Here is a 19031-nt window from a genome sequence, read left to right as displayed (position 1 = left end):
ATTACCCGAAGAGGGCAAAAGACTGCCGTTCACAGCGTTTCAGGCAGTTTCAACCAGGGCTTGTACTGGTTTCGACGGGGGTTTTGCAGCTGGTGAAGCTATCCGCAGGCGATGCGTCAAATCGCAAAATTAAAAATAAACGCTGAAGATAATTTAGCATACGCTGCCTAATGGCAGCTGTCGGCCTTAGAGCACCCACACTTTAAGAATCCGGCATCGACTATGTGGGAAACGACATGCGTTAAGCTTTGCGCGCATGGGCGTATCATGAAGCTACTGAAGTCCGCAGGGTGTTAGTTCCCGGCTGACGGAGGGAATGTCAAAGAACTGACTACGATAGTAGAAGAACAGGGAATAGGCTTTCGGACAGGGGTTCGATTCCCCTCAGGTCCACTAAAAACGGAAGAATACAAAATAACGGTATGGCATCGGAAAACCGATATTCCATACCGTTATTTTGTATCTGTAAAAATTAATACATAATCACTGCCCGCACCGGACACACCGGGCTGCAGTACCCGCAGGTCAGGCATTTGTCGTGGTTGACCTCGGCCAGACCGTTTTCATTATAGAAGATGGCTCCGGCGGGACAGGCGGCCTTGCAGGAGCCACAGCCCTCGCAGTCCTCCTGGTTGATATAAACCTTCTTTTCGGACACGTCTGGATTGTAAGATTTCTCCATTTCCCCGTCTAAATAGGAAAGCAGATCGTCTATCTCCGCATTTTTCCCAAAGCCAATCATCACCGAATCGATCTCCTCTTTGGAGAATACATAGTCAAGCGCCTCCTGGTAATGGGCCGTGAGGCTTCCGCCGCCGAAGGCCTTCATGGAGAACACGCCTTTTCCTGCCTGGTGACAGTGGCGGATGGCTTCCAGCATCTCTTCCCTGGATCCGAATGCATCCCCCTTTCGGATGCCGAGACCGGCGTAATTAATAAGCGGAAAGACCACGTCCAGTCCTGGCAGGGAAGCGGCAGCCGCCGTAATATCAATGTGATGGGTGGAAAGCCCGATGGCCCGCACGAGCCCCTTGGCCTTAGCTTCCTTCAGAGCCTCCCAGGCCCCGGCGCGTTCCGTAAGCTGCCCGGAGCGGACCTCGTGCATGAGAAATATTTCGATGACCTTCCGCCCCAGTTCTTCCCGGGCTTCCAGAATGGCTTCCATCATGCCGTCATAATCAGTGCGGAGGGACTTGGAGGAGATAACCACATGGTCATAGTCTCCGCCCTCCAGCGCCTTTCGGATATACGGATAAGTACGGTAATACTGGGCCGTATCCAGAAAATTGAAGCCCCTTTCCAGGGCGTAGCGGATCACCCCTGCCCCCTGCTCCACCGGCAGCGCCAGCTGACTGGGGCCCATGGGAAGCACTCCGAAGCCCGCGACTGAAACTTCTATGCCTGTATTTCCTAAAAATTTCTTTTTCATATAAAAACCTCAAATACTTAAAATGTAGATTCCCCGTATCCATCCAAAAGCCCGGAGGCTTTGAAAAAACGGGAACCATCATCTGTAATTATACATGGATTATAGAAAAAAGCAAACGAAAGGACCGGAGGCAGGTGCCAGCGCAAGGCAAAAGAAACTGTTGATTTCTCATTTGATATTTAGTATTATGATAAAGGATCTCCGTACAGAGGATCTGAAGATCAGGAGGAAAGATTCATGCAGGAAATGATCAGAGTTGCGGTAGACGCAATGGGCGGTGACAACGCGCCGGACGAGATTATCAAGGGCGCCATGGAAGCCGCAGCGCTGCGGGAAGACATTCAGATACTTCTCGTGGGAAAGGAAGAGCTGATTCGGGAGAAGCTGAAGGGCTATACCTACCGGGAAGAGCAGATAGAGGTGGTGAATGCCACAGAGGTCATCGAGACGGCAGAGCCGCCGGTGGCAGCCATTCGGACGAAGAAGGATTCTTCCATTGTAGTCGGGCTGAAGCTGGTAAAGGAAGAAAAAGCGGACGCTTTCGTATCGGCCGGCAGTTCGGGAGCCGTACTGGCAGGAGGACAGCTTCTGGTGGGACGGATCAAGGGCGTGGAGAGACCGCCTCTGGCACCGTTGATTCCTACGGAAAAGGGCGTATCCCTGCTGATTGACTGCGGAGCGAATGTGGACGCCAGACCTTCCCATCTGGTGCAGTTTGCGAAGATGGGCTCCATCTATATGGAGCATGTGATGGGCGTAAAGAACCCCAGAGTGGCCATCGTCAATATCGGAGCGGAGGAAGAGAAGGGCAATGCCCTGGTCAAGGAGACTTACCCGCTTCTGAAGGAGTGCGAGGGCATTAACTTTGTGGGAAATATCGAGGCCCGTGAGATCCCCCATGGACAGGCGGACGTTATCGTCTGTGAAGCCTTTGTGGGAAATGTTATTCTGAAGCTTTACGAAGGTGTGGGAGCCGTGCTGGTGAGCAAGATCAAGTCCGGCATGATGAGCAGCCTTCGAAGCAAGATCGGCGCGCTTCTGGTGAAGCCGGCGCTGAAAGAGACGCTGAAGTCCTTTGACGCTACCGAGTACGGCGGCGCACCGCTTCTGGGCCTGAGAGGCCTTGTGGTGAAGACACACGGAAGTTCCAAAGCAAAAGAAGTGAAGAATTCCATTATCCAGTGCGTTACATTCAAAGAACAGCGGATAAATGATAAAATCAAAGAGAATATTGTAAGAGAGGAAGGATGAAACGATGGAATTTGAAAAACTGAAAGGAATTATTGCGGATGTCCTGAACGTGGATGAGAATGAGATCACCATGGACACCACATTTGTGGACGATCTGGGAGCAGATTCTCTGGATGTATTCCAGATTATTATGGGGATTGAGGAGGAATTTGATATCGAGATCGCCCAGGAGGAAGCAGAGAAGATCGTGTCCGTAGGCGATGCGGTAGAAGAGATCCGGAATCTGAAGAATAACTGACAGACATGTCTCAGAACACATTCCGGAACAGGCTGCCCTGTCTGAGAAAGCATGGCAGCAGTTCCGGTCATGTGCTTCTGGGACTCTTTTTATGGGAGAATGAATTATGAAACTGGAAGAATTGGAAAAAAAACTGGGATATACCTTTCAGGATCGAAAGCTCCTGGAGCATGCCTTATGCCACAGCTCCTACGCCAATGAGCGCCATTGGGATCGCCTGGAGAACAATGAGCGGCTGGAGTTCCTGGGGGATGCGGTGCTAGAGCTGATCACCAGCGAATATCTTTATAAAAACTATCCCAAGATGCCGGAAGGCGAGGCCACCAGAACCAGAGCCAGCATCGTATGTGAGCAGACCCTGGCCCTGTGTGCCAGAGATCTGGGACTGGGAGACTGGCTGCGCCTGGGAAAGGGAGAGGAGCTGACTGGCGGACGGGATCGGGATTCCATCACTTCAGATGCCATGGAAGCCCTTTTGGGAGCTGTTTATCTGGACGGTGGTTTTGCTAATGCAAAAGAATTTGTGCATCATTTTATTCTGAATGATATCGAACACAAAAAGCTCTTTTATGATAGCAAGACTATCCTTCAGGAGCAGATTCAGAGCGAAACGGAGGTTCCGATTCACTATGAGCTGATCAAAGAGGAGGGACCGGATCACAATAAGCGTTTCACGGTCCAGGTACTTCTGGAGACCGAGGTGCTGGGTACAGGATGCGGCCGGACGAAGAAGGCCGCTGAGCAGGAGGCCGCTTACCGGGCGCTTCTGACCAGAAAAAAGAACGGATAACGGGGTAAGGGATGTATTTAAAAAGTATTGAGGTACAGGGCTTTAAGTCCTTCGCAAATAAAATCGTATTTGATTTCCACAATGGCATCACCGGCATCGTGGGTCCCAATGGAAGCGGCAAGAGCAACGTGGCCGACGCGGTGCGCTGGGTGTTGGGTGAACAGCGTGTGAAACAGCTTCGTGGCGGCAGTATGCAGGATGTCATTTTTGCGGGAACAGAGAACCGCCGTCCTTTGAGTTACGCTTATGTGGCCATTACCCTGGATAACGGTGATCATCAGCTTCCTATTGACTATGAGGAAGTAACCGTGTCCCGACGTCTTTACCGTTCCGGCGAAAGCGAATATCTCATCAATGGAGCTGCCTGCAGACTGAAGGATATCAACGAGCTTTTTTACGATACAGGTATCGGTAAAGAGGGTTATTCCATCATCGGTCAGGGACAGATCGACCGGATCTTAAGCAGTCGGCCCGAGGAATCCCGGGAGCTTTTTGACGAGGCTACCGGTATCGTAAAGTTCAAGCGGCGGAAGAACACGGCCCAGAAAAAGCTGGAGGATGAGAAGCAGAATATCCTGCGTATCAACGATATTCTAGCGGAGCTGGAAAAACAGCTGGGTCCCCTGGAAAAGCAGTCGGAGACAGCAAAGGAATATCTGAAGAAAAAGGAAGAACTGAAAACCTACGATGTCAATCAGTTCCTGCTGGAGACCGAACGGCTTCAGAAGCAGCTCTCGGTGCTGAACGAAAAGGCAGAAGCCGCTCAGAATCAGCTGGAAGAGACCAGTTCTCAGTATGAGAATATCAAAAAGGAGCACGCCCGCATTGAGGAGGAGCTGGAGGAACTGAACAGCAGTCTGGACAGCACCCGGGAGGCGGCCTCCCAGACGGAGCTGAACCGGCAGCAGATGGAGGGACAGATCGAGATCCTGAAGGAACAGATCCATTCGGTCCGTTCCGGCGGCGAGCAGATGCAGAGCAGGATGGCGGCTGTCGACGCGGATATCCTGGAAAAGCGGGAGACGCGGAAACGCTTTACCGAGGAACAGAAGCAGCTGGATGCCCAGCTGAAAGAGGTATCCGAAAACTCTGTACAGGCCTCTGACCAGCTTCGAAAGGTACGGGCGAAGATTGAAGAGCTGAACCGTGCGGCGGAGCAGAGTAAGAATACCATTATCGGTCTGCTGAATGAGCGGGCATCCACCAAGGGACAGCTGCAGCGCTATGACGCCATGCAGGAACAGGCCCAGATCCGAAGAACGGAATTGAACCAGAAGCTCCTGACGGCCAAGGGCGGCGAAGAAGAACAGCGGAAGCTATATGAAGAGAGCGAGGCTGAGCTTCAGACGATCTGCTCCGAGATTCTTTCTCTGACGGAAGCCCAGAAGGAGAAGGAGGCGGAGGCCGAGGGCTTTCGCCGGGAGCTTGGAAAAAAGAATGAAGAACTGGAGATCGGTCAGACTGCCTATCACCGGGAGTCTTCAAAACTTGAATCCCTGCGGAATATGGCAGAGCGCTATGATGGCTACGGAAACAGTATCCGAAAGGTCATGGAGCGTAAAAAACGTACGCCGGGAATTCTGGGCGTGGTGGCGGATCTTATCAAAGTAGATGAGAAGTATGAGACAGCCATCGAGACAGCCCTGGGCGGCAATATCCAGAATATCGTCACCGATACGGAGGAGACGGCAAAGGAACTCATCGAATATCTGAAAGAAAACCGGCTTGGCCGGGCCACCTTCCTGCCGTTGACCAGCGTGGGGAATAAAGACAATTTCCCGAAAAAGGAGGCACTATCGGAAAAAGGTGCCATCGGGCTGGCCAGCACTCTGGTGCAGGCGGAAAGGAAGTACGACGGCATCGTTAGCTATCTCCTGGGCCGGGTGTTGGTGGCCGAACAGGTGGATGATGCCATTCGGATCGCCCGGAAGTACGGCCATTCCATTCATATCGTTACCCTGGAGGGCGAGTATCTGAGCCCCGGCGGTTCCATGACGGGGGGTGCCTTCCGGAATTCCAGCAATCTTCTGGGACGGAGACGGGAACTGGAAGAGCTGGAGGAGAATGTGCGCCGTCTGAAAACGGAGATGGAAGAGGCCAGAGCCACCATCGAGGAGCTGAAGGAGAGACGGAGAAAAAGCCGTCAGGAGGCAGAAAATTTAAACGGCCGCCTGCAGGAGGCATATCTCCGTCAGAATACGGCAAAGCTGAATACGGATCAGGCAAAGACCCGGCTTCAGGAAATTACGGCAGATTATCAGGAGCTTCAGAAAGAGCTGGCGGAGCTGGAATCTCAGCTTTCTGAGATTCGGGAAAGCAGAGCGGCGATCGCCGGGGAGCTGTCCCGCTCGGAAGAGCTGGAGCAGAGCCATACCGAGGAGATCGAAAAGGCCAGAGTTCAGCTGGAAGCCCTGAAGGGGCAGGAAGCAGTCTCTATGGGGGAGACCGAGCGGATCCATCTGGAGATGGCGAATTTGTCCCAGAAGGCAGAATTTGCAGGGGAAAATGTGGCCCGTATCGACCGGGAACTGGATCGGCTCCGTACGGAGGAGGAAGATTTGAAGTCCGGCGTAAGCCGGGGCCACGAGGATATCCGCGCCAAGGAGGAAGGAATCCTGGCCCTGACCGGGCAGATCGAACAGCTGACAGCCAGAGGCAAAGAACTGGAGGAGGCCGGCAGGACGCTTGCCGGAAAGCGGGAAAGTTTGCTCAGCGGACAGAAGGAGTTCTTCACGAAAAGGGAAGCCCTTTCGGAACAGAAGAATCTTCTGGATCGGGAGGTGTACCGTCTGAACAGTCAGCGGGAAAAGCTGGAGGAGGCCTCTGACGCCCAGACCAACTACATGTGGGATGAGTACGAGCTGACCTACAATATGGCTCTGCCCCTTCGGAACCGGGAGCTTACTGAGCTTTCGGTCATCAAGAAGCGGATCGCGGCCCTGAAGGATGAGATCCGGAAGCTGGGCGATGTGAATGTCAATGCCATCGAAGACTATAAGAACGTCTCTGAACGCTATACCTTCATGAACAGCCAGCGCAACGATCTGGTGAATGCGGAGGAAACATTGAAAGGTATCATCAAAGAACTGGACGAGGGGATGCGCCGCCAGTTTGAGGAGCAGTTTGCCCGGATCCGGGTGGAGTTCGATAAAGCCTTCAAGGAACTGTTCGGCGGTGGAAAGGGAACCCTGGAGCTGGAGGAGGACGCGGATATGCTGGAGGCAGGCGTCCGGATCATCGCCCAGCCCCCCGGAAAGAAGCTGCAGAACATGATGCAGCTCTCAGGAGGAGAAAAGGCGCTGACCGCCATTTCTCTGCTGTTTGCCATTCAGAATCTGAAGCCGTCGCCTTTCTGCCTTCTGGACGAGATTGAGGCGGCCCTGGATGATTCCAACGTGGGACGCTTTGCAAAATATCTGCACAAGTTGACAAAAAACACACAGTTTATTATTATTACTCATAGAAAGGGAACCATGGAGTCCGCGGATCGCCTGTACGGTATCACCATGCAGGAAAAAGGCGTCTCGGCGCTGGTTTCCGTAAACCTGATCGAAGAGGAATTAGATCAGTAAATCTCAGGGGGAAATGAAGATGTCCGAAGAAAAAAAGGGTTTTTTCAGCAGACTGGTATCCGGTCTGGCGAAGACAAGGGCGAATATTGCGGCGGGAATCGACAGTATCTTCAGTGGCTATTCCGCCATCGACGATGATTTTTATGAGGAGATCGAAGAGATCCTCATTATGGGAGATATCGGAATCAACGCCACAAATGCGATTCTGGAGGATCTCAAGCAGAAAGTAAAGGAACAGAAGATTAAAGAGCCTTCTGCCTGCAAAGAGCTTCTGATCAATAGTATCCGGGAGCAGATGCGGGTAGGAGAGGTAGCTTACCGCTTTGAACAGGAGAAGTCCGTGGTACTGGTCATCGGTGTTAACGGTGTGGGCAAGACCACTTCCGTGGGCAAGCTGGCAGGAAAGCTGAAAGATCAGGGAAAGAAAGTAATTCTGGCAGCAGCGGATACCTTCCGCGCGGCTGCAGGTGAGCAGCTGACCGAGTGGGCGAACCGGGCAGGCGTGGATATTATCGGCGGCTGCGAGGGCGCAGATCCTGCTTCCGTAGTCTATGACGCGGTCTGCGCGGCAAAGGCCAGACATGCGGATGTATTACTCTGTGATACGGCAGGGAGACTTCACAATAAAAAGAATCTGATGGAAGAGCTTCGCAAAATCAACCGGATCATTGATCGGGAGTACCCGGAAGCCTTCCGGGAGACCCTGGTGGTGCTGGATGGAACCACCGGACAGAACGCGCTGGAGCAGGCCCGTCAGTTTAAAGAGGTCTGCGACATCACCGGCATTATTCTGACCAAGCTGGACGGTACGGCCAAGGGCGGTATTGCAGTGGCGATTCAGTCAGAGCTTGGCATCCCGGTGAAGTACATCGGCGTAGGCGAGAGCATCGAGGATCTGCAGAAGTTTGACGCAGATGAATTTGTAAATGCCCTGTTTCATCAGGAATCATAGGACGGAATATAAAAACAGAACAGAAAAAGAGGAGAAAAAATGCTTACATTGGAAAAATTCGAAGAAGCCTCAGAGGTGGTAAAAAAAGTAGCGATTGAGACAAAGCTGTTATACAGCCCCTACTTCAGCGAGCGGACCGGCAATAAGGTCTATCTGAAGCCGGAGAATATGCAGGTGACCGGAGCTTACAAGATTCGTGGAGCTTACTATAAGATCAGCACCCTGTCTGAGGAAGAGCGATCCAAAGGACTGATTACCGCATCTGCGGGCAACCATGCCCAGGGTGTTGCCTATGCGGCAAAAGCCTATGGCGTAAAGGCGGTCATTGTAATGCCTACCACCACACCGCTGATGAAGGTAGAACGCACCAAGAGCTACGGTGCGGAGGTCGTTCTGCACGGAGATGTATACGATGAGGCCTGTGAACATGCTTACAAGCTGGCAGAGGAGAATGGCTATACTTTTATTCATCCCTTTGATGATCTGGCTGTAGCCACCGGACAGGGCACCATTGCCATGGAGATCGTAAAGGAGCTTCCGCTGGTGGATTATATTCTGGTTCCCATCGGAGGAGGCGGACTTTCCACCGGTGTGTCTACTCTGGCGAAGCTTCTGAATCCCAATATTAAGGTTATCGGCGTAGAGCCCGCGGGCGCCAACTGTATGCAGGTATCCCTGAAGAACAAGAAGGTTACCACTCTGCCCACCGTCAGCACCATCGCGGACGGTACTGCCGTAAAAACTCCGGGAACCAAGATCTTCCCCTATATCCAGAAGAACCTGGATGATATCATTACGGTAACAGACGATGAACTCATCGGCGCATTCCTGGATATCGTAGAAAATCATAAGATGGTCGTAGAAAATTCCGGCCTTCTTACGGTAGCGGCCCTGAATCATCTGAATGTAAAGGGCAAGAAGATTGTCTCTATCTTAAGCGGCGGAAATATGGATATTATCACCATGTCTTCCATGGTACAGTTCGGCCTGATCCAGAGAGACCGGATCTTCACCGTATCCACCATGCTTCCGGACAAGCCCGGAGAGATGGTCAAGATCTCCCAGGTTATCGCAGACGAGAACGGCAATATCGTCAAGCTGGATCACAATCAGTTCATCGGTACCAACCGGAATGAGGGCGTGGAGCTGCGCATTACCATCGAGGCCTTCGGCACCGAGCATAAAAAGCGCATCGTCAAGAAGCTGGACGAGGCAGGTTTCCGGCCGCGGCTGGTGAAGATTAACCTGTAAGAGTCCCTTGAAAATTGCAGCGGAAAATGGTTTTACATGAAATGACGAGACTTATCCGCAGAAGAAATTCTGCGGGTAGGTCTCTTACTTTATATATGGGCTTGTGCGCCGGAGAAAAAGGAGAACTTCATTATGGGATTAATAGAACTGTTCATTCTTGCGGTAGGATTATCTATGGATGCTTTCGCGGTATCGATTTGTAAGGGGTTAAGCGTCAAAAAGGTGGGCGTAAAAGAATGCTGTATCGTCGGTGCCTGGTTCGGCGGCTTTCAGGCCCTGATGCCCCTGATTGGATATCTGCTTGGCAGCCAGTTTAAGGATTATATTACCAGCATCGATCATTGGATTGCCTTTATTCTTCTTCTGATCATCGGTGTAAATATGATTCGGGAGTCCGGAGAGAAGGAAGAGGATGAAGAGGTCTGTCCGAAGGAAGAAGACCATTTCGCCTTCAAAACCATGCTGATGCTTGCCATTGCCACCAGTATCGACGCCCTGGCTGTGGGGATCACCCTGGCTTTCCTGAACGTGGCCTTGGTTCCTTCTGTGACATTTATCGGAGCGACAACTTTTGTGATATCCGCCGCCGGCATCCGCATCGGCAATATCTTCGGTATGAAGTATAAGGCAAAGGCAGAGTTCGCAGGCGGTCTGATCCTTATCTGCATCGGCGTCAAGATTCTGCTGGAGCATCTGGGAATCCTGGGATAAAATTAAGTTGTCAAGAAAAAACACTTGACAACATTGCCCGGATTGTGTATGATAATTCAGGCAGGTGAGAAGTATGGACAAAATTCTGGAACAGACACTGCTGTATGATTTTTACGGAGAGCTGCTGACGGAGCATCAGAAGCAGATCTACGAGGATGTGGTGCTGAATGATTATTCTTTCAGCGAGGTGGCTTCCGAGCAGGGCATCAGCCGTCAGGGAGTCCACGATCTGATTAAGCGGTGCAATAAGATTCTGCAGGATTATGAGTCGAAGCTTCACCTGGTAGAGAAGTTTGTGACCATCAAGGAGCAGATAGAACAGATGGAAAAGTCCCTGAGAGAGACCGAGCAGCCGGATAAAGAGCAGCTGGTCAGACAGTTGAACGGGATATTGGAGAATTTATAGATGGCATTTGAGAGTTTATCCGACAAATTACAGAACGTATTCCGGAATCTGCGGGGAAAAGGACGTCTTTCCGAAGCGGATGTGAAGGCTTCTTTAAAGGAAGTAAAGATGGCGCTCCTGGAAGCGGATGTAAGCTTCAAGGTAGTCAAGCAGTTTATTAAGTCTGTGGAAGAGCGTGCCATCGGCGCGGATATGATGAACAGTCTGACGCCGGGACAGCAGGTAGTAAAAATCGTACACGAAGAACTGATTGCCCTGATGGGAAGCGAGACCACAGAGCTGAAGCTGAAGAGCGCCGGTGATGTGACCGTTCTCATGATGATGGGTCTTCAGGGAGCCGGTAAGACCACCACGGCGGCCAAACTGGCCGGAAAGCTGAAGGCAAAGGGTAGAAAGGTTCTGCTGGTAGCCTGTGACGTATACCGTCCCGCAGCCATCAAGCAGCTGCAGGTAAACGGAGAAAAGCAAGGCGTGGAGGTATTCACCATGGGCGAGAACCAGAAGCCGGTGAATATCGCGAAAGGCGCTTATGAGTATGCAAAGAAGAACGGCTTCAATGTGGTGATTCTCGATACGGCAGGTCGTCTGCATGTGGACGAGGACATGATGGAAGAGCTTCAGGAGATCAAGGCGAATCTCACCATCGACCAGTCTCTTCTGACTGTGGATGCCATGACCGGACAGGATGCGGTGAATGTAGCGTCAGTATTCAATGAGAAGATTGGCATCGACGGCGTGATTTTGACGAAGCTGGATGGCGATACCCGAGGTGGAGCGGCATTGTCTGTCAAGGCAGTGACCGGAAAGCCGATTTTATATATTGGTATGGGAGAGAAGCTCTCGGATCTGGAGCAGTTCTATCCGGATCGAATGGCATCCCGTATCCTCGGCATGGGCGATGTGCTGACTCTGATTGAGAAGGCTCAGGAGACTGTGGATGAGGAAAAGGCCAAGGCCATGACCCAGAAGCTGAAAAAAGCTCAGTTTGACTTTGAGGACTACCTGGAAAGCATGAACCAGATGCGGAAGATGGGCGGCCTGAACGCCGTACTTTCCATGATGCCGGGTCTGGGTGGCCAGATGAAGGGTATTGAAAATGCCATTGATGAAAAGAAGATGGCGCAGACTGAGGCGATTATACTTTCCATGACGCCGAAGGAGCGGACGAATCCTGAGATTCTGAATCCTTCCCGGAAGCACCGGATCGCCCGGGGCGCAGGCGTGGATATCGCAGAAGTAAACCGTCTGGTCAAGCAGTTTGAACAGATGCGGAAGATGATGAAACAGATGCCCGGTATGATGGGCGGTAAACGTGGTAAAAAGGGACGTTTTAAATTTCCTTTTTAAATAAAATAAACTAAGATACAAGTATAAAACGGAGGTAAAACAAAATGGCAGTAAAAATCAGATTAAGAAGAATGGGACAGAAGAAGGCTCCTTTCTATAGAATCGTAGTAGCAGATTCCAGATCCCCCAGAGATGGTCGTTTCATCGAGGAGATCGGAACCTACGATCCGAGTACAGATCCGAGCACATTCAATGTGGACGTTGAGGCAGCTAAGAAGTGGCTGGCTAACGGCGCTCAGCCGACAGATATGGTAGGAAAGATTCTGAAGGCAGCCGGCGTTGAGAAATAATTGAGGTAGCACATGAAAAAATTAGTGGAAGTGATTGCAAAATCACTGGTGGAGCATCCGGATGAGGTTGTCGTTACGGAGACAGAGAATGAGAAATCCATTGTTGTCGAGCTCCGCGTAGCGCCTTCCGATATGGGTAAGGTGATCGGTAAACAGGGCCGTATCGCCAAGGCCATTCGCAGTGTCGTAAAGGCAGCAGCGTCTAAGGAAGAAAAGAAAGTAATTGTGGAGATCATGCAGTAGCAGCTCCACTGGCAGCGGGTGGAAACACCCGCTGTTTATATATCCGGAACTTTGAGTTCCGAAGGATGAGGAGAAAAGGGGGAACGAGAATGGAACAGTACTTACGGGTAGGCGTCATAGCCTCCACACATGGTCTGAAAGGTGAAGTGAAGGTATTCCCGACCACAGACGAGCCGGAACGCTTCCGGAAGCTGAAAAAGGTATTTCTGGATACCGGAAAAGAATACTTGCCCCTGAAGATTAAAAGCGTCAAGTTTTTTAAGAACCAGGTGATCCTGAAGTTCGATGAGTTTCAGGATATCAATGAAGTGGAAAAATACAGAGGAAAAGATCTCTTAATCGATAGAGAACAGGCACTGCCACTGGCGGAGAATGAGAATTTCATCGTGGATTTGATTGACATGGACGTATACGACGAGGAGGAGCAGCGCCTGGGAACCCTGACGGATGTGCTGCAGACGGGAGCCAACGACGTATATGTGGTGGAGACAGAGGAAGGAAAAGAGATTCTGCTCCCGGCTATCCCCTCCTGCATTCTGGAGGTGGATGTGGAAGCGGCAAAGATGATCGTAAGAATTCCGGAGGGCCTGCTGTAATGAATCGTTATCATGTACTGACTCTGTTTCCGGAAATGATCGAAAACGGGCTGAAAACCAGTATCACAGGCCGGGCTATCGAGCAGCAGCTCATCGGTCTCAATGCCGTAAATATCCGGGATTTTGCGGACAATAAGCATAATAAAGTGGATGATTACCCCTACGGCGGCGGAGCCGGTATGGTCATGCAGGCGGAGCCGGTCTACCGGGCCTGGGAGTCAGTGACCGGAAAAATCGGACGGAAAGCCCGCACCATTTATGTGACGCCTCAGGGTGCTGTGTTCAATCAGAAGATGGCGGAGGAACTGGCGAAAGAGGAGGACGTGATTTTTCTCTGCGGCCATTATGAGGGCGTGGATGAGCGTGTGCTGGAAGAAATTGTGACGGACTATGTCTCCATCGGCGATTATGTACTCACCGGAGGGGAATTTCCGGCCATGGTGATGATAGATGCCGTTTCAAGACTGGTGCCCGGAGTTCTGAATAACGAGGATTCTGCAGAGTTTGAAAGCTTCCAGGACGGGCTTCTGGAATATCCCCAGTACAGCCGTCCGGAGATCTGGCATGAAAAAGAGGTGCCACCGGTACTTCTTTCCGGCAATCACACCCATATAGAGGGCTGGCGGCAGGAACTTTCTATTTTGCGGACCAGAGAGCGGCGGCCGGATCTCTACGATGCCTATCTGCAGGCCGAAGAGGAACGAATCATGGAAGGAAAGCAGAAGCGCCGCAGATTCCGGGGTGTTATTTTTGATATGGACGGTTGTCTGGTAGATTCCGAACGGGTGTACGCCCAATGCTGGCAGAGAGCCTTTGACGAAAAAGGGATCCCCTTAAGTCCGGAGATCCTGCATGGCTGGAACGGACTGGGACGGAACGAGATCAACGGCCAGATTCTGCAGCTCACCGGAAACGAAGCGCTGACGGAAGAGCTCGGCGAGACCATGCGCCGTTTTGTGGCGGAGGAGCGGGATAACGGCCGAATTCCCCTTCGCCCTTATGCCAGAGAGATTCTGATGCTGGTCAGGGAAAAGGGACTGAAGCTGGGTCTGGCCAGCAGTACCGTAAAGGAACGGGCCGAACTGATGCTGAACAGCCACGGTCTTCTGGAGCTTTTTGATTTTACCACCTTCGGAAGCGAGGTGGCTCATACGAAACCTGCGCCGGATATCTACCGGCTGGCTCTGAAAAAGGCCGGACTGAAGGCTTCGGAGGCCATCGCCTTTGAGGATTCCATCAGCGGCGTGACAGCGGCCAGAAGAGCCGGTATCCGCACCGTATACATTCCCCAGCCGGATCGTCGGAAGGAAGAGCCGGAGATGAATTACTACCGGAAGATCGGAGACTTTGCCGAGGGCATGGCGATTCTGCGGGCGATGCCTTAACAGATACAATGAAAGAGAAAAGGGACAGAGATATTGGAAGGAAATTTAACTCAGGGCCCCATTTTAAAGACATTGACGAAGCTGGCGCTCCCCATCATGGCTTCGTCCTTTCTTGGGACCTTATATAATATTACAGATATGGCCTGGATAGGACAGCTTGGTTCCAAAGCTGTAGCCGGTGTGGGCGTGGGAGGCATGTATATCTGGCTTTCCCAGGGGCTGGCATCCATGGCCCGGATGGGCGGCCAGGTGCAGGTGGCCCAGTGTATCGGCCGGGGAGACCGGGAGGCGGCCCGGGGCTATGCCCAGACAGCGGTGCAACTGGCGACGGTTCTGGGACTGGCTTTTTCGGCGATCTGTGTAATTTTTCTGCATCCGCTGGTGGATTTTTTTAAACTGACGGATCCGGAGGCCTTGGATGCGGCCTTTTCTTATACCCGGGTAGCCTGCGGCCTGCTGGTGTTTTCCTTTCTGACATTGACGCTGACCGGCCTCTATACGGCCCAGGGCGACTCGAAAACGCCCTTTGTGGCGAACCTTATTGGCCTGGTGACGAATATGATCCTGGATCCCGTGCTGATTCTGGGTCCGGGCCCATTCCCGAAGCTGGGAGCTATGGGCGCGGCCATTGCCACGGTAACTGCTCAGTTTATCGTGATGGGAATCATGATTCTGGGCGTGGTGCTGCGGCAGAATGGAAATGTATTGAAGGGCATACGGCTGTTCGCAAAGCCCCAGGTGGAATATGTGAATGGCATCTGTAAAATCGGAATTCCCACGGCCCTGCAGGGTATGGCCTACTGTGCCATTTCCATGGTGCTGACCCGGATGGTATCGGCCTTCGGTTCGGCTGCCGTGGCAGTGCAGCGAGTAGGCGGCCAGATCGAATCCGTCTCCTGGAACACAGCGGACGGCTTCGGAGCGGCCCTGAATGCCTTCATTGGGCAGAATTACGGCGCAGGCAAAATGGATCGGGTGAGAAAGGGCTACCGGGCTTCCCTCTGGACGGTGGGAGTCTGGGGCGTCCTGATTACCCTGACCTTTGTGCTACTGCCGGAGCCTATCGCGAAAATCTTTTTCTATGAGCCGGAAGCCATCGCCATTGCGGTGGGCTATCTGATTATCATCGGCTTCTGCGAGGGCTTCATGTGCGAAGAGCTGATGACAGTGGGCGCTTTATCAGGCCTGGGACGGACCCGCCTGTGCAGCGTCATCAGCATCACCTTCACCAGCGCCCGGATTCCGCTGGCCATTCTTCTGGGCGGACGCATGGGCCTGACCGGCATCTGGTGGGCGTTCTCCTCCACATCCATCGCAAAAGGGATTGTTTTTGTGCTGACTTTCTTCTATATTACCCGGGAGACTAGAAATTCCACAGTTTGATAAAAAAGTTCTTGTAATCAAGGACAAATGTCACTATAATGAATAAGGTTAAGCTACTATAAACAAGCATATCTTATCAAACGAAGGAGAACGTTATGAATGAATCAAATGGAGTAATTCGTGATGCCAGAAAACTGGGCGTACCTAAAATGCTGATTCTGGGCTTACAGCATATGTTTGCCATGTTCGGAGCTACGATCCTGGTTCCGATTCTTGTGAACAGCTATTTTGTGGATGCATGCGGAGAGGGACCGACCAGAGGGCTGACTGTAGCGGTTACACTGTTCTGTGCGGGCTTTGGAACCCTGCTGTTCCATTTCTGCACTAAATTTAAGGTACCTGCATTCCTGGGATCCTCTTTTGCGTTTTTGAGTGGATTTTCCACGGTGGCGCATCTGGACACCGGTATGTACGCGACCATGAGCGCCAATGAAAAAGCGGCTTATGCCTGCGGCGGCGTGGTAGTGGCAGGCCTTCTGTATCTGGTACTGGCTCTGATTATCCGCCTGGTCGGCGTAAAACGCGTGATGCGTTTCCTGCCGCCGGTTGTGACAGGCCCGGTTATTATCTGCATTGGTCTGAGCCTGGCAGGTTCCGCCATCAATAATGCTTCCACTAACTGGTTCCTGGCACTGGTGGCATTGGCTGTCATTATTGTATTCAATATCTGGGGCAAGGGTATGTTTAAGATTATCCCCATCCTGATGGGTGTCATGATTTCCTATGTGGTTGCGCTTCTGATGTCCATGGCAGGCATGACCAATCCGGACGGATCCGCTATTCTGAACTTTTCCGCTATCGCCACATCCGGCTGGGTAGGAGTTCCGCCCCTTCAGATTTGCAAATTTGACGTAACCGCTATTCTGGTTATGGCTCCGATTGCTATTGCCACCATGATGGAGCATGTGGGCGATATGTCCGCGATTTCCGCGACGGTAGGAGAGAACTTTATTGCAGAGCCGGGTCTTCACAGAACCCTGATGGGCGACGGCCTTGCGACAGCGCTGGCAGGATTCCTTGGCGGACCGGCCAATACCACATACGGTGAGAATACCGGCGTGCTGGAGCTGAGCCGTGTACATGACCCGCGGGTTATCCGGATCGCAGCAGTTTTCGCTATTATCGTAAGCTTTATTCCGAAGGTATCCGCTATCATCAGTACCATGCCGTCCGCTATCATCGGAGGTGTCAGCTTCATGCTTTACGGTATGATTTCCGCCATCGGTGTGCGTAACGTGGTAGAGAATAAGGTTGACCTGACCAAGTCCAGAAACCTGATTATCGCAGGCGTCATCTTCGTATGCGGTCTGGGCTTCAGCAACGGCATTACCTTTACCGTAGGCGGCACTCCCATCACGCTGACCGCACTTGCTATCGCAGCCATCGCAGGCATTCTGCTGAACATGATTCTGCCGGGCAACGATTATGAGTTCGGTGTAAATGTGTCCGGTGACGAGAACCGCGGTATCCACGCGTAAGAGCTTCGTATCACATACAGGTAAGCTGGAAATCACGCCGCTGGCGTGATTTCTGTGCATTACCGGAAACGAAGAATTGAGACAGAAAGTAACAGGAGAGTCATTATGAACATGCTTGAGATCAGCGCACGCCTGCGCGCAGGCGAGGCCATTCCGGTAAAAGAACAGATGAAGTTGGTAGTTTCCCTGTCTGTGCCGGCGATCCTGGAGCAGCTCGTAATGACTCTTATGAGTTATATTGATACGGCTATGGTGGGCGGTATCGGCTATCAGGCTACAGCGGCCATTGGCGTGGTGGCCAGCAGCATCTGGCTGGTGAATGCCTTTATCAATGCGGCAGCTATCGGTTTTTCTGTCCAGGTAGCCCAGTATCTGGGCGCAGGGCGGGAGAGTGACAGCCGGGGCGTGCTCTGTCAGGCCATTCTGTTTAATGTGTTCTTCGGTACGGCCTTTACGGTTCTAGTCATCGGTATCGGTCAGTTTCTTCCCACTTTTCTTGGGGCCGAGGAAGAACTCGTGCCCTATGCGAGGGCCTACTTTTGCACCGTGGGTTTCTTTATTCCCTTCAGCATGGCTTCGGCCCTTTATTCCAGCATCTTTCGGTGCAGCGGCAATGTGGTGCTGCCAAGCCTGATGAATGTGGGGATGTGCGTGCTGGATGTGATTTTTAATTTTTTCCTGATCAACCCGGTCAGACAAATCGGAACGTTCACCGTCTGGGGCGCAGGCCTGGGCGTACAGGGCGCGGCACTGGGAACCGGACTGGCCCAGGCCTGTGTGGGATTGACTCTGCTTTTGTGTCTGGTGTTTCGAAAAGGACCGCTGAAGCTAAAAGGAGGAGAAACCTGGCGCTTTACAAAGGTCTGCCTGAAAAATACCTGGTTTCTGGCTCTCCCGGCGGCACTGGAGCGCAGCACCCTGTGCCTGGCCCAGATCGTCATGACCGGCGTGGTCACAAGTATGGGTCCGGTGGCCGTGGCTGCCAATTATGTGGCGGTACAGACGGAGGGCATCTGTTACCTTCCGGCCTACGGTGTGGCCGCCGCAGCTACAGCCCTGGTGGGACAGAGTATCGGTGCGGGACGAAAGGACATGGCGAAGCGCTTCGCCTATGGAACCACCCTGGTGGGCTTTTTGCTGGTAAGCTGTACCGGCACCCTGTTGTTTTGTTTTTCTCCGATATTGACCAGACTTCTGACTTCCGAAGGAGAGGTCATCACGCTCAGTACCCGTGCTCTGCGTATCGTAGCCTTTTCTGAGCCACTGTTTGCGGTGAGCATCGTAGTCATTGGCGCCCTCAGGGGAGCGGGAGACGGCAGAGGACCATTTCTTATTAATTTGTGCAGTATGTGGGGAATCCGGGTGGTGACAGTGCTTTTATTTACCAGACAGTTTGGGATCCTGGGTGTCTGGGCTACTATGTCCGTGGAACTGATCTGCAGGGGGCTTTTCTTCCTGGTAAGGCTTCTTCGGGGACGCTGGATTCATGTGGGAGCCCTGCAGTAGGAGTGCAGAAAATTAAGAAATTTATAAAAAGAAATCCTTGCATTTTAGGGATTCCTATGATAAAATTAACCACGTTGTGATAAAGAGCAGATGGTCCGCTGCTGCAGCAGACGGAAAAGGGCATCTTTTGATATATATGCGATATATTCGAGAGAGAAGCGAGACAGATACGCGCCGGCCTCCGGTGCGGTTTCGGGTCCTTC

At 52.2% G+C, this 19031-nt stretch carries 17 protein-coding genes, 1 other RNA gene and 1 pseudogene; 18 read left to right on the top strand and 1 reads right to left on the bottom strand.

Annotated features, from left to right (window positions below):
- The first annotated feature begins 56 nt into the window (after nt 1-56).
- Nucleotides 57-396, top strand: a transfer-messenger RNA (tmRNA) gene (gene ssrA / locus H8S44_RS09125).
- Nucleotides 397-472: 76 nt separating this feature from the next.
- Here ssrA and H8S44_RS09120 read toward each other — a convergent pair.
- The gene (locus H8S44_RS09120) at nt 473-1429 is read right to left on the bottom strand and encodes an aldo/keto reductase (protein ID WP_186872225.1); all 957 of its coding nucleotides are present in this window, start codon (nt 1427-1429) and stop codon (nt 473-475) included.
- A 246-nt stretch (nt 1430-1675) separates the two neighbouring features.
- Here H8S44_RS09120 and plsX point away from each other — a divergent pair, with 246 nt between their 5' ends.
- From plsX to H8S44_RS09040, 17 genes and pseudogenes are all read left to right on the top strand, one after another.
- On the top strand, nt 1676-2680 hold the full coding sequence (gene plsX / locus H8S44_RS09115) for a phosphate acyltransferase PlsX (protein WP_408609381.1): 1005 nt from the start codon (nt 1676-1678) through the stop codon (nt 2678-2680).
- 4 nt (nt 2681-2684) lie between these two features.
- Nucleotides 2685-2918: an acyl carrier protein gene (acpP, locus tag H8S44_RS09110; protein WP_186872223.1), complete on the top strand. Its 234-nt coding sequence runs from the start codon at nt 2685-2687 to the stop codon at nt 2916-2918.
- A 106-nt stretch (nt 2919-3024) separates the two neighbouring features.
- Nucleotides 3025-3708, top strand: coding sequence for a ribonuclease III (gene rnc, locus H8S44_RS09105; protein WP_186872222.1), 684 nt, complete (start codon nt 3025-3027; stop codon nt 3706-3708).
- A gap of 11 nt (nt 3709-3719) precedes the next feature.
- The gene (gene smc, locus H8S44_RS09100; RefSeq protein ID WP_186872221.1) at nt 3720-7280 is read left to right on the top strand and encodes a chromosome segregation protein SMC; all 3561 of its coding nucleotides are present in this window, start codon (nt 3720-3722) and stop codon (nt 7278-7280) included.
- Nucleotides 7281-7299: 19 nt separating this feature from the next.
- Entirely contained in the window at nt 7300-8232 is a 933-nt protein-coding gene (gene ftsY, locus H8S44_RS09095) for a signal recognition particle-docking protein FtsY (protein WP_186872220.1), read from the top strand.
- Nucleotides 8233-8271: 39 nt separating this feature from the next.
- Nucleotides 8272-9483, top strand: coding sequence for a threonine ammonia-lyase (gene ilvA / locus H8S44_RS09090; protein ID WP_186872219.1), 1212 nt, complete (start codon nt 8272-8274; stop codon nt 9481-9483).
- Between the two features lie 132 nt (nt 9484-9615).
- Nucleotides 9616-10194 (top strand): manganese efflux pump MntP, encoded by a 579-nt coding sequence (locus H8S44_RS09085; protein WP_186872218.1) that lies wholly within the window; start codon nt 9616-9618, stop codon nt 10192-10194.
- 73 nt (nt 10195-10267) lie between these two features.
- Nucleotides 10268-10600, top strand: coding sequence for a YlxM family DNA-binding protein (gene ylxM, locus H8S44_RS09080; RefSeq protein WP_186872217.1), 333 nt, complete (start codon nt 10268-10270; stop codon nt 10598-10600).
- Nucleotides 10601-11947 carry a signal recognition particle protein gene (gene ffh, locus H8S44_RS09075; RefSeq protein ID WP_186872216.1) on the top strand — a complete coding sequence of 449 codons (1347 nt, stop codon included), beginning with the start codon at nt 10601-10603 and terminating at the stop codon, nt 11945-11947.
- Nucleotides 11948-11991: 44 nt separating this feature from the next.
- A complete protein-coding gene (rpsP, locus tag H8S44_RS09070) occupies nt 11992-12237 on the top strand; it encodes a 30S ribosomal protein S16 (RefSeq protein WP_186872215.1) in 246 nt (81 codons plus the stop codon).
- 12 nt (nt 12238-12249) lie between these two features.
- The gene (locus H8S44_RS09065; RefSeq protein WP_186872214.1) at nt 12250-12480 is read left to right on the top strand and encodes a KH domain-containing protein; all 231 of its coding nucleotides are present in this window, start codon (nt 12250-12252) and stop codon (nt 12478-12480) included.
- An 89-nt stretch (nt 12481-12569) separates the two neighbouring features.
- The gene (rimM, locus tag H8S44_RS09060; RefSeq protein ID WP_186872213.1) at nt 12570-13076 is read left to right on the top strand and encodes a ribosome maturation factor RimM; all 507 of its coding nucleotides are present in this window, start codon (nt 12570-12572) and stop codon (nt 13074-13076) included.
- Nucleotides 13076-13777, top strand: a pseudogene (gene trmD / locus H8S44_RS16880) (tRNA (guanosine(37)-N1)-methyltransferase TrmD); the annotation flags it as partial. The gene rimM and the pseudogene trmD, both read left to right, overlap by 1 nt.
- A 6-nt stretch (nt 13778-13783) precedes the next feature.
- Nucleotides 13784-14461, top strand: coding sequence for an HAD family hydrolase (locus H8S44_RS16875; protein ID WP_279288093.1), 678 nt, complete (start codon nt 13784-13786; stop codon nt 14459-14461).
- A 33-nt stretch (nt 14462-14494) separates the two neighbouring features.
- The gene (locus tag H8S44_RS09050; protein ID WP_186872211.1) at nt 14495-15844 is read left to right on the top strand and encodes an MATE family efflux transporter; all 1350 of its coding nucleotides are present in this window, start codon (nt 14495-14497) and stop codon (nt 15842-15844) included.
- Between the two features lie 95 nt (nt 15845-15939).
- Nucleotides 15940-17322 (top strand): uracil-xanthine permease family protein, encoded by a 1383-nt coding sequence (locus H8S44_RS09045; RefSeq protein WP_186872210.1) that lies wholly within the window; start codon nt 15940-15942, stop codon nt 17320-17322.
- 105 nt (nt 17323-17427) lie between these two features.
- Nucleotides 17428-18828, top strand: a complete 1401-nt coding sequence (locus tag H8S44_RS09040) for an MATE family efflux transporter (RefSeq protein WP_186872209.1) — start codon at nt 17428-17430, stop codon at nt 18826-18828.
- Nucleotides 18829-19031 lie beyond the last annotated feature (203 nt).

The organism is Anaerosacchariphilus hominis (assembly GCF_014290175.1).
GTDB lineage: Bacteria > Bacillota > Clostridia > Lachnospirales > Lachnospiraceae > Laedolimicola > Laedolimicola hominis.
This window is presented reverse-complemented; position numbering and strand designations above follow the sequence as displayed.